This is a genomic window from Virgibacillus sp. Bac332 (assembly GCF_003667785.1).
GTDB lineage: Bacteria > Bacillota > Bacilli > Bacillales > Amphibacillaceae > Virgibacillus > Virgibacillus salarius.
Window position 1 is genome coordinate 3,019,932 of record NZ_CP033046.1, and the last position, 12,418, is coordinate 3,032,349.

Sequence of the window (12,418 nt, forward strand, 5' to 3'; positions counted from 1 at the left end):
GATGTCGTGAATGACTGCAGAAATAATCAATGGAAAAGCGTTAGCCGATGAACTCCGAAATGAAATGAAAGTAGAGGTAGAAGAGCTAAAAAAGCAAGGAATATATCCACATTTAACCGTTGTATTAGTTGGTGATAATCCAGCTTCTAAATCATATGTTAACGGAAAAGAAAAAGCTTGTAGGGAAACAGGGATATCCTCGGATTTAATTGAGTTGCCAACTTCTATTACTGAGGAAGAATTACTAGCACTGATTGAAAGGCTCAATCAAGATTCGGCGGTACATGGTATCCTTGTTCAGCTACCACTTCCCACTCATATCCGTGAACAACAAATTATTGAGACAATACACCCTAATAAAGACGTAGATGGATTTCATCCTATAAGTATTGGAAGAATGATGGCTGGTATGAATACATTTTTACCTTGCACTCCATTTGGAATAGTGACAATGCTCCAATCAAAACATATTCCAATGGAAGGAAAACATGCTGTTATTATTGGAAGAAGTAATATTGTTGGTAAGCCTGTCGGTCAGTTATTATTAAATGAAAATGCTACTGTTACATATTGTCATTCTCGAACGAAGGATTTACAGCAGTTTACAAAACAAGCGGATATCTTGATTGTTGCTGTTGGAAGGCCAAATGCTATTCATGCAAACGATATAAAGGAAGGTGCGACGGTCATCGATGTCGGTATAAATCGGTTGGAGGATGGCTCATTAACTGGAGATGTAGATTTCGAAAGCGCAAAAGAAAAAGCGGCATTCATCACTCCTGTTCCCAGAGGTGTAGGTCCAATGACAATTACAATGCTTTTAAAAAATACAATAAAAGCAGCTGAAGGATTAGAGAAATTGTGAATGATAAGTATTTAACAGTTACTGCGCTTACAAAGTATATAAAGCGAAAAATAGACACTGATCCGCATTTAAGTGATGTTTGGCTGCGCGGGGAAATTTCTAATTTTAAGCATCATTCAAGAGGACATATGTATTTAACCATCAAGGATGATCAATCGAGAATACAAGCTGTTATGTTTGCTGGGAATAATCGAAGGTTGAAATTCACTCCAGAAAATGGAATGAACGTTTTAATTAAAGGCGAAATTAGTGTGTTTGAAGCCTACGGACAGTATCAGTTATATATTCAGCAAATGGAACCTGATGGGATCGGAGCTTTATACGTAGCGTTTGAGCAGCTAAAGGAAAAGCTACAGAAACAAGGATATTTTAATGAACACCACAAGAAACCAATACCTGAGATACCTACTCATATTGGTGTTATTACTTCGCCTACAGGAGCAGCGGTTCGAGATATTATTACTACCATTAAACGGCGATTTCCAATCGCTGAAGTTACTGTTTTACCAGTTCTTGTCCAAGGTACGGAATCTCCAGTGTCCATTAGTCAAGCTATAGAGGTAGCTAACACAAAATCTCTATTCGATGTACTAATCATTGGTAGAGGTGGGGGATCCATTGAAGAACTATGGAGTTTTAACGAGGAGATAGTGGCTAAAGCGATTTTTAACTCTACAATTCCAATTATTTCGGCAGTCGGTCATGAAACAGATGTAACGATTAGTGACTTTGTTGCAGATCTGCGAGCTCCCACTCCTACAGGTGCTGCAGAGTTAGCGGTTCCGTCAAGACAAGAATTAAAGGATAAGGTTTCCACATTAAAGCGAATGCTCATCAAAGACTTAAATCAGCAGTTAAAGCAACATAAGCAACATCTAAGTAGACTTCGACAGTCATATGCTTTTCGATATCCAGTGCAATTGCTCAAACAAAAAGAACAGGAATTGGATACAAGAACGGATCAATTGAATAAATCAATGACTAATCATTTAGGAGAGGGTCATCAGAACTACCAGCATTTGTATATACGTTTTATTTATCAACAGCCAGTCAAGCAGTTGGAGAGATCCAAACAGCAATTAAAACAACTAATGAAGCAACAGCAAAACATAATGCAACAGACTATCACACAAAAATCAGAAAGATTAGCAAATAATCTGGATAAGTTAAGTTTACTAAATCCTTTAGAAATTATGAAAAGAGGTTTTTCCATTTCTTATTCTGAAGATGGAACTATTATTAAATCAGTAAGTCAGGTAAAGAAAGCTGATCGAGTTACTGTAAAGATGATGGATGGAGATATTACTTGTGATGTTGTAAGGGTAGAGGAGGAATAATAAAAATGTCGGACAATGAACTTTCCTTTGAGGAAGCAATGGCACAGCTGGAGAAAATAGTAGAAAAGCTGGAAACAGGGGACGTACCTTTAGAAAAAGCGATTGATTACTATCAAGATGGAATGAAGCTATCTAAACTATGTAATGATAAGCTAATCCACGTAGAAGAAAAGATGACAAAGATTATGAATGAGCAAGGGGAACTTGAACCTTTTCATATCCAGGAGGAAGAATGACAGTGTTGCGTAATATGAAAGATTATTTACAGGAATACAGACAATTGATTGATAAAACCCTTCTGGAAAAATTGGATACCATCCAAATTCCTGAAACGTTAAAACAATCAATGATTTATTCTGTTAAAGCTGGCGGAAAACGATTAAGACCAATTTTATTATTAGCAAGCTATGAGGTTTATGGAAAGAAAACGGCTATTACACTGACAACTGCGGCAGCTTTAGAGATGATCCACACTTATTCACTCATTCATGACGATCTACCCGCGATGGATGATGATGACTATCGACGAGGAATGTTGACAAATCATAAAGCTTTTGATGAGGCAACAGCAATTTTAGCTGGTGATGCATTGCTTACATACAGCTTCGAACTAATAGCTAATGATTCTCAATTGACTGCTGATCAAAAGGTAGAAATACTCCAGGTATTAACAGAAGCAAGTGGGCCTAAAGGTATGGTAGCTGGGCAAATTTTAGATATGCAAGCAGAGAATCAACCGGTAACCCTAGAGGAGCTTGAACAAATTCATGCACATAAAACAGGTGAACTATTACGGTTTGCGGTCTATGCTGGGGCATTTCTTGGAGGAGCATCAAGGACAGAGCTCATGCATCTAAAAGAATTCTCTTATTATTTGGGATTAATTTTTCAAGTTCAGGATGATATTCTAGATATAATGGGAGATGAAGCAAAGCTTGGTAAACCTGTTGGTAGTGATGAATCAAATCAGAAAAGTACCTATCCAAAATTGCTAGGGCTTGAAGGTGCTATCGAAAAGAAAACGTGGTATGTAGATAAGGCTAAAGCGGCATTACAAAAAGCTAATGCACAAGAATCGGTGTTAATGGATTTAACGGAGTATTTTAGTCAACGAGACCATTAAAATCAGAAATAGAACTTTCCTTTTAAATATGCTATAATTAAACTAACAAAGGAATGGTGCAGTATTCTAGTCAGTTCTCCGTACCTGAAGGCGGGCCTAAAAATCCGCCAAAGGGCACATCGATGAAGTTCCTTGTGTAGGCTTGAGGCGCCCAGCCTTGGGTCTATGCTGGGAGTTAAGGTTTTCGGGCGATCCACAAAGGCATGTGGGCGTTGACCCGATTACCGCGGAGGCCCATCTCTGTAGTGATAGCTAAGCCTAGTTATCATTATGGAATGGGGTATGAACCTGCAGATATGGTAAGGGACACCTAATATGCAGCGTAGCCTGCCTTGAGTGGTGCCTGAGGGGATTAGAGTCTTAAAATAACAAATTAGATGGCCACTAGTTTGCTTATTTTCATCTCTATGAAATCAGCACTGCAAAAGAGGCTAGGGAGCGGTTAAGAACTGTTGAGGAAATCTCCTAGACTGTTCGTATGACATATAAAAGGGATTATAGTGTGGACTAAGTGGTAATCCAGTCTAGCTTTTGGCGACGAAGCTAAGTTGATTTTAAAGGGGAACCGCCTTTCGTGGCAACACGGGGTAATCAACTGGGAAAACCTACTGGACCTAAGCCACAGTTTTTACCTTTTACATGACCATTCCTTCTCTTACATAAAAAGAATGAATATCTTATATAATAGAGGTATGAAATGAAATCACACGTAAAACGATCGATTAAATTTAGTCTAACTATTGCCGTTATCACTTTTGTGTTAGCGGCTATTTTTTCAATTATCTCGTCATCTATATTGAGTGGAGTTATTTGGATAATTGGTTTACTTCTTGTATTTATGATAGTATTTGTCGGCGTTGTATTTGATATGTTAGGTATTGCTTCTACAGCTGCTGATGAGGCACCGTTTCATGCAATGGCCGCAGAAAAAGTAACAGGCGCTAAAGAAGCGGTTATCATTATCCGAAATGCTGATAGGTTTGCTAGCTTTTGTAATGATGTGATAGGAGATATTTCAGGTATAGTGAGTGGAACAGCTTCAGCCATTGTTGTATTACAAATGGCAAATTTATTAGGTCATGGAGAAGGATCGACCGTTCAAATAACGATTTCTGTTCTACTGACAAGTGTAGTTGCTGCTATTACTGTTGGAGGTAAGGCGCTAGGCAAATTTTTTGCGATAAATGCCTCAACCTCGATTATTTTCTTCGCTGGAAAAGTAATATCTGTTATAGAAAATAAATTAAAAATAAGAATACTACCCAAAAATTAGTAATAAAGGAAACGACTAATGAGTAAAAAAAAACGATTAGATGTATTATTAGTAGAAAAAAACTTAGTGGAATCGAGAGAACGAGCAAAACGTATGATCATGGCTGGCCTTGTATTTAATGAACATGAACGATTGGACAAGCCAGGAATGAAGATTGATGAAGAAACTCCGTTAACCGTTAAGGGTAAATTACTACCGTACGTTGGTAGGGGAGGACTGAAGCTAGAAAAAGCATTGCAAACATTTGATATCTCTACTGAAAATAAAATTATGGTGGATGTTGGTTCATCAACCGGAGGATTTACTGATTGTGCTTTGCAAAATGGGGCACAACTATGTTATGCCATTGATGTTGGTTATAATCAGCTCGATTGGAAGTTACGAAATGATGATCGTGTAGTAGTTATGGAACGTACAAACTTTCGATATGTCACCCCTGAAATGTTAACACAGGGTAAACCAAATTTTGCTACAATTGATGTTTCATTCATATCCTTAAAGCTTATTTTACCAGTCTTAAAACGATTACTTACTGAAAACAGTGATATTGTTGCTTTAATTAAACCTCAATTTGAAGCTGGGAAAGAACAAGTAGGAAAAAAAGGTATTGTTCGAGATGAAAATGTACATCAGTCTGTATTGTCAACCATTGTTGATTTTGCTATGAGTGAATCATATGATCTATTTGATATAACTCACTCACCGATTACTGGCGGTGATGGCAACATAGAATTTCTGGCACACTTTGGCTGGCAAAAAGAAAAAAAAGGAATTACAGTTACGGATGTCGAAATAGAAGATGTAGTTAAAAAGGCACATGCTGAACTACAAAAAGCAGAGAGAAAGTAAATGAGCTTGAAATGGGAAATGGGGGCGCCCTATGAGTAAGGTACAACGTCATATAAAGATTCGTGCATTAATTACAGAAAATGAAATAGAGACACAGGATGAACTTGTCGATCACTTAAAACGCTTAGGTTATAATATTACACAGGCGACTGTTTCACGTGACATAAAAGAATTGCACTTAGTAAAGGTTCCAGCAACGAACGGGAAATACAAGTATAGCTTACCTGCTGATCAAAGATTTAATCCGTTAGATAAGTTAAAGCGATTAATTATGGATGCATTTGTGAAAATTGAACATGCTAGCCATTTTATTGTGTTAAAAACGTTGCCTGGAAATGCCCATGCTGTTGGTGTGTTAATTGATAATTTGGATTGGGAAGAGATCATGGGGACAATTTGTGGAGACGATACATGTTTAATCATTTGCAGAACAGAAGCAGACTCGGAAATTATTAAAGAACGTTTTATAGAGATGCTGTAGAGTTGGGATGAGGTGAGTGATGGCGTGCTAACAGAGTTATCTATACAGGATTTTGCTATAATTAATAAAATTTCAATTACCTTCCATGATGGTCTCACTGTATTAACCGGAGAGACAGGTGCTGGGAAATCCATTATTATAGATGCAGTGCAATTACTTGCGGGTGGAAGAGGTTCCGTTGAGTTTGTCAGGTATGGAACGAAAAAAGCTGATATTGAAGGTTTGTTTACAATAGATGATAAGTCGCATGCTATTTATGAAATCGGAAGACAGTATGGTATTGAAATTCAAGATGAGCAAATTGTTCTTCGGCGTACGATAACTGCGAATGGGAAGAGTATTTGTCGCGTAAATAGCAAGCTAGTTACATTGGCAATACTACGTGAATTTGGAAAAGCGCTAATTGATATTCATAGCCAGCATGAAACACAATCACTAATGGACCCAGATAATCATATTGATTTATTGGATCAGTATAATGCTGCACAAATAGGACGAGCTAAAGAAGAGTATATTCGCTTATATGAGGAATTAAGTAATTTAAAAACTCGTTATCGCAAACTAAGCGAAAACGAGCAAGAAACAGCACAGCGGCTTGACTTGCTTGAATTTCAAATGACGGAACTGGCATCTGCGGATTTGGAGCCTAACGAGGATCAAAGGTTAGAAGAGGAAAGAAGCTCTTTAGCCAATTATGAACGCATTTACGCTGCGTTACAAATAGCCTATAACGCTCTATATGGTGATCAAAAAGGGCTTGAATGGGTTACAACTGCACAAACAGCTTTACAGGATAATGGTAGGTACGACACATTTATTGCTGGAAAAGCAGAGGAAATTGGGAATTATTTCTTTGGCTTAGAAGAGCTAACCCATGATTTAGGGAATTATCTAGAGTCTATGCAGTATGATCCAGAGCGGTTAAATGAAATAGAAGCTCGACTTAGCGAAATTAACCGCTTAAAGAAAAAGTATGGCTCAAGCGTTGATGAAATATTAGAGTACATGGCTAAAATTGAAGAGGAAATGGAAGAAATAAAAAATAAGGATTCCCATTTATCAAAATTAGAAAAACAAATAAATGAAAAAGCAAAGGATGCTTATTTAGAAGCGGAAGAATTACACGCGCTTCGTTTAAAGGCAGCGAATGCTTTAACGAAAGAAATTCATGATGAATTAAAAGGACTATATTTAGATAAAGCTGCATTTTCTGTATCATTCGAACATGAAAACATGGATCAATATATCCGTAGTGATGAATATCATGCAATAAATCTCCATCAAAAAGGATATGATCAGGTTAAATTCATGATTTCTACGAATCCGGGCGAGCCATTAAAAGAACTAAGTAAAGTTGCTTCTGGTGGCGAACTGTCACGAATTATGTTAGCACTTAAAAAGATATTCGCTAGAAATCAAGGTGTTACGAGTGTTATATTTGATGAGGTAGATACAGGTGTGAGTGGCAGAGTAGCACAAGCTATAGCAGAGAAAATTCATCATATTTCTAAGGAATCACAGGTGCTTTGTATCACACATCTCCCACAAGTAGCTGCAATGGCTGATACGCATAAATTAATTGAAAAGCAGACACAGAACGATCGAACGCATACGATGGTTAGTGAATTATCAATCGATTATCAAATAAATGAATTAGCAAGAATGATTACGGGAACCAAACTTACAGATACAGCCGTAGAGCATGCACGTGAAATGTTGGAAATGGCTGTGAATTATAAATCAAAAAAGAAGCATAATATGAAGGATAAAGCCAGAAAATAGAATATCTGGCTTTTTTATATGCATTGGTATTTACTTTATTCCATCGTTAGTAATATCATACATGTATTTTTGTTACCCTCCGCAAGAAGTCTACATATACATACGAAAGCTTCTTAAACAAAGGTAATGTTAGGTAGCACACTTATGTTTCACCAGTTTAAAACAAATGCTAGTAGGTCAAATTAGGAGTACAGAAAAACACAAGTGGTTTTGGGTTGGAACGAGGAGAGTGAAATAATTTGAACGGGAAACAGACAAGAAAATTTCGATTTTGGATAGGTTTTGTGCTCCTTATTATTGTGTTTGCATTTCCTTTTTTTGCCCCGATTCAGAAGTATTTATCGATCCCTAGCGAGATTATCACGCTAAATAATAATGCTCCAATTACGTTGCCGACGCTAGGAGAAAATGTCGACCTAAAAGGCTCAACAAAAACAATACAAACTACAAATTCAAATAAAGTTTATGCCAATGATTACGAGAAAAGTCAAGCATTTTATGAATTTGCAGGTTTACCAATAAAGAATGTTGATGTAAATGTTTTAGACGATTTAAAGGTTATTCCTGGTGGACAATCCATAGGTGTACAGCTACACACAAAGGGTGTTTTAGTTGTTGGACACCATTTAGTTAATGGTAAGCAAGGAGAAACTTCCCCAGGAGAAAATGCAAATATAAAAGTAGGGGACGTTATCTTAGAGATAAATGGAAATGAGATAAAAAAGATGAAGGATGTTAAACCATATGTAGAAAAAGCAGGTGAAGAAAGCAATTCACTTGATATCAAGTTAAAAAGAGGAAAAGAAACGATAACAACAAAGCTAAAGCCTACGCTAGATAGTATGGAAAACGACTATAAAATCGGGCTCTATATTCGAGATTCGGCAGCAGGTATTGGAACAATGACGTTTTATGAACCTAAATCAAAAAAATACGGTGCATTAGGACATGTGATTTCAGATATGGATACAAAAAAACCGATTGAGATCTATAATGGTTCTATCGTTCGTTCATCAGTAACGTCGATTGAAAAAGGAAATAACGGAATTCCGGGAGAAAAACAAGCAAAATTTTCTGCGGAAGATCATAAAATAGGGTCGATTACAAAGAATAGCCCTTTTGGAATATTTGGCAAATTAAACGATGAAATGTCTAATGGAAAGTGGGATGAGCCTATGCCTGTTGCTTTATCTCATGAAGTAAAAGAAGGCCCTGCAAAAATCTTGACTGTTGTTGAGGGTGAACAGGTCCAAGAGTATGACATTGAAATTGTAAGTAGCGTGCCGCAAAAATTTCCTGCAACCAAAGGAATGGTTATACAAATTACAGATGAAGAATTGCTTAATGAAACTGGGGGAATAGTACAAGGGATGAGCGGAAGTCCAATCATTCAAAACGGAAAAATTATCGGTGCTGTTACCCATGTTTTCGTAAATGACCCTACATCTGGTTATGGTGTTCATCTTGAGTGGATGTTACAAGATGCGGGTATTGATATTTATAAAAAAGAAAAACAAACAAATAAAGCTAGTTAAAGGCTTGACTTGTATGGAGTATTCCATTACAAGTCTTTTTCTTTTTTGTCTTAACATATAGCAATATTATTTCTAATAATCCGAAAACTTTTGTCCAATCTTTATTAAATGTGGTATAATTAGGTAAATATTTTTCGACATGAGTGTCTATAAATATCGAATCATATCGTAAAAAGGAGAAAACATGAGTAAATTAAAGAAAATATTAAAAAAACCAAAGTTTTTTAAATAAAAAAAGGATATTTAGCAATTGTGTAGAATATGTAAAATAGTGAAAAGTTTTGTACTACATAAAAGGAGGAGCTTTTGTGGAAAAAATTTCAGTATGTTTGGTCGACGACAATCGGGAATTAATTCAATTAATGGAGGATTATTTCGAAGAACAGGGAGATATTGAGGTGATCGGAACGGCATATAATGGGAGAGACTGTCTAACAATGCTAGAGGAATTAGAACCGGATGTATTAGTGTTAGATATTATTATGCCACATGTAGATGGTCTTGCTGTATTAAATACGATACGTTCTTCATCTGGAAAAGTACCTCATGTTATTATGCTTACAGCGTTTGGACAGGAAGAGGTAATGAAGAAAGCCGTAGACTTAGGAGCATCTTATTTCATTTTAAAGCCATTTGATCTAGATAATTTATCAGAGCAAATCAGGCAAGTACAAGGTCATAATGCAATATCTACTGGTGTGTCAAAAGTGAATCGTAAAGAGAAGAAAAAACAGGATTTAGAAGCAAGTATTACCAATATTATTCATGAAATTGGTGTCCCTGCTCACATAAAAGGCTACATGTATTTACGAGAAGCGATAACGATGGTGTATAATGATATTGAATTATTAGGTTCAATTACCAAGGTACTATACCCTGATATTGCAAAAAAATATAATACAACAGCATCCCGAGTAGAACGAGCTATTCGCCATGCTATCGAAGTGGCTTGGAGTCGTGGGAATATTGATTCCATTTCCGCTCTATTTGGTTATACCATAAGTATTACAAAGGCAAAACCTACCAATTCTGAGTTTATTGCGATGGTTGCCGATCACTTACGACTTGAGCATAAAGCCAGTTGAACGATTTATTATAATAAATTGTAAGCATACTTTAGGGTAGTCCAAAATAACCGTAGACTCCTTTAGGCAGAAGAGTGTTTTTTACGTGCGAAGTATTGTTGCTGAAGGCTTTCCTATCCAGAGAGACAGTACGAGTCCGAAAGAAATTGCTAACTGAGGAGGCTATGGGTCATTCTCGCGGAAAGCGAAGCATGTTGACGAGGGATGAATGAACTATCTGTCACCACAAAATCCACAAACCAAAAACCCGAACTTTATCTTTAAAGTTCGGGTTTTATATCGCTAAAAATGCTTTCGACCCATTCTTTTGTTAGTGTTTTTATTCAAAAAAGACATGGTACAGTGACTTTACAGCTTTATCTAAGTCTTCAGCTTTGATACCGAACATCATCGATACCTCAGATGAACCCTGGTTAATCATTTCGATATTTACATTAGCACTTGCAATAGCTGTTGTTGCTTTTTGTGCAAGGCCAATGGTTCTAACAAGACCCTCTCCAACAATCATAATCATAGCTAAGTTTCGATGAATGGAAATTAAATCTGGATGTAAGTCTGCTTGAATTCTTTGTAATATTTTTTTTTCTTTTGCAATTGGCAGCCCACTTTCACGAAGAATGATAGACATATCATCAATACCTGAAGGTGCATGTTCAAAAGAGATACCCTCATCCTCAAGAATATGAAAAAGCTTTCTACCAAAGCCAATTTCTCTGTTCATCAAATACTTGCTAATATAAATACTACAGAAGCCTGTATCACTAGCAATTCCAACAACACACTTCTCGCTTGGTTTCTTTTCAGAAACAATATATGTACCAGGTGCTTCTGGGTTATTCGTATTTTTTATACATACAGGTATTTCATCTTTGTATGCAGGAATTAATGCTTCATCATGGAAAACAGAAAAGCCAGCATAGCTTAACTCACGCATTTCTTTATAAGTTAATGTAGTGATCTTTTGAGGATCTTTCACGAACGCCGGATTGACGGAAAATACAGAATCAACATCAGTAAAATTTTCATAAAGACCCGCTTTGACTCCTGCAGCTACAATGGATCCAGTTATATCTGAACCTCCACGAGAGAAGGTTATTAATTTTCCATTTTTCGTATACCCGAAGAAACCTGGTATTACTAAAACTTCTTCGCTGTCTCTAAGATTGTAAATTTTTTCATAACTTTCAGGTAATATTTTTGCATTTCCTGGTTCATTACTTACTAAGATACCTGCATCTTGGGGGTTTACATATTTAGCTGAAATACCAATATGATTAAGGTAAGCACTTAAAATTTTTGCCGAACTATCTTCACCTATCGATTTCAATGCATCCATTTTTTCTGGGTCTGAATTTTTACTATGCAAAATAGATTGGATGGACTGAGAAATACTTTCAAGAATTTCTCCTGATATATTTAATTCCTCGACAATTTCATTGAAGCGTTGCATGATAGGGTAGACATATTCATCTGTTTGTCCATTATTACAATGCACTTCACCTAATTCAATCAGCATGTCAGTTATCTTCCTATCTGATTTGAATCTTTTTCCTGGAGCTGACACTACAATAAATCTTCTTTGAGGATCAGCTTTTATAATATTCCCTACTTTCCTTAATTGTTCTGCATTTGCTACAGAACTCCCCCCAAATTTTGCTACTTTCACGCTAATTCCTCCCGATGATATTTTTAATTAAAATCATAACATAAATTCAGTTTTTTTTGCACATTGCGAAAGGTGAAAGAATTTGTTTATTTAGGATGAAAAAATAAAAGATGGGAAAAATATCCCATCTCATGTTACTTATTCATCCTCTATTATTTTTTTCTGCTCTTGCTTTAAGCGTTGCCTTTTACGGTCTCGATGTATAATAAATCCGCCGATAAAGGCAATTCCAGCAAGAAATAAAATAAATCCAACAAAAAATTGCACACCTGTATAAATGAAAATCGGATAAAAGGAATCAAATAATGCATCTCGCATAAGCTTTATTCCGATTGCAGATATGACTCCAGGAATGAATAATGTGAGTGCGGCGATGATTCTAATCATTATATTTCCCCTTATGTATGCTCTTTCTTAAGTAT

12 protein-coding genes are annotated in these 12,418 nt (G+C 36.3%); 10 read left to right on the forward strand and 2 right to left on the reverse strand.

The features are described from left to right. The first annotated feature begins 10 nt into the window (after nt 1-10). The 10 genes from folD (at nt 11) to spo0A (ending at nt 10,330) form a co-directional block, all read left to right on the forward strand. Nucleotides 11-865 (forward strand): bifunctional methylenetetrahydrofolate dehydrogenase/methenyltetrahydrofolate cyclohydrolase FolD, encoded by an 855-nt coding sequence (gene folD, locus D9782_RS14370; RefSeq protein WP_026681112.1) that lies wholly within the window; start codon nt 11-13, stop codon nt 863-865. Next, nucleotides 862-2,202, forward strand: coding sequence for an exodeoxyribonuclease VII large subunit (gene xseA, locus D9782_RS14375; RefSeq protein ID WP_026681111.1), 1,341 nt, complete (start codon nt 862-864; stop codon nt 2,200-2,202). Before folD ends, xseA begins: the two co-directional genes overlap by 4 nt. A gap of 5 nt (nt 2,203-2,207) precedes the next feature. Further along, the gene (locus D9782_RS14380) at nt 2,208-2,438 is read left to right on the forward strand and encodes an exodeoxyribonuclease VII small subunit (protein WP_026681110.1); all 231 of its coding nucleotides are present in this window, start codon (nt 2,208-2,210) and stop codon (nt 2,436-2,438) included. Nucleotides 2,439-2,440: 2 nt separating this feature from the next. Next, nucleotides 2,441-3,325, forward strand: a complete 885-nt coding sequence (locus D9782_RS14385; RefSeq protein WP_121605889.1) for a polyprenyl synthetase family protein — start codon at nt 2,441-2,443, stop codon at nt 3,323-3,325. 697 nt (nt 3,326-4,022) lie between these two features. Further along, nucleotides 4,023-4,598, forward strand: coding sequence for a hypothetical protein (locus tag D9782_RS14390; protein WP_121605065.1), 576 nt, complete (start codon nt 4,023-4,025; stop codon nt 4,596-4,598). An 18-nt stretch (nt 4,599-4,616) separates the two neighbouring features. Further along, nucleotides 4,617-5,447, forward strand: a complete 831-nt coding sequence (locus D9782_RS14395) for a TlyA family RNA methyltransferase (RefSeq protein WP_121605066.1) — start codon at nt 4,617-4,619, stop codon at nt 5,445-5,447. Between the two features lie 31 nt (nt 5,448-5,478). Then, nucleotides 5,479-5,928, forward strand: coding sequence for a transcriptional regulator AhrC/ArgR (gene ahrC, locus D9782_RS14400; RefSeq protein ID WP_026681106.1), 450 nt, complete (start codon nt 5,479-5,481; stop codon nt 5,926-5,928). Nucleotides 5,929-5,952: 24 nt separating this feature from the next. Next, nucleotides 5,953-7,710 (forward strand): DNA repair protein RecN, encoded by a 1,758-nt coding sequence (gene recN / locus D9782_RS14405; RefSeq protein WP_121605067.1) that lies wholly within the window; start codon nt 5,953-5,955, stop codon nt 7,708-7,710. A 239-nt stretch (nt 7,711-7,949) separates the two neighbouring features. After that, nucleotides 7,950-9,245 carry a SpoIVB peptidase gene (gene spoIVB, locus D9782_RS14410; RefSeq protein ID WP_051388309.1) on the forward strand — a complete coding sequence of 432 codons (1,296 nt, stop codon included), beginning with the start codon at nt 7,950-7,952 and terminating at the stop codon, nt 9,243-9,245. A 308-nt stretch (nt 9,246-9,553) separates the two neighbouring features. Further along, the gene (gene spo0A, locus D9782_RS14415; RefSeq protein WP_026681103.1) at nt 9,554-10,330 is read left to right on the forward strand and encodes a sporulation transcription factor Spo0A; all 777 of its coding nucleotides are present in this window, start codon (nt 9,554-9,556) and stop codon (nt 10,328-10,330) included. 319 nt (nt 10,331-10,649) lie between these two features. Here the strand turns inward: spo0A and D9782_RS14420 are convergent, their stop codons facing one another. Further along, the gene (locus D9782_RS14420; protein WP_026681102.1) at nt 10,650-11,996 is read right to left on the reverse strand and encodes an aspartate kinase; all 1,347 of its coding nucleotides are present in this window, start codon (nt 11,994-11,996) and stop codon (nt 10,650-10,652) included. 138 nt (nt 11,997-12,134) lie between these two features. Further along, complete coding sequence (locus D9782_RS14425) at nt 12,135-12,383, reverse strand: DUF2627 domain-containing protein (protein WP_026681101.1); 249 nt, start codon at nt 12,381-12,383, stop codon at nt 12,135-12,137. Nucleotides 12,384-12,418: the final 35 nt, after the last annotated feature.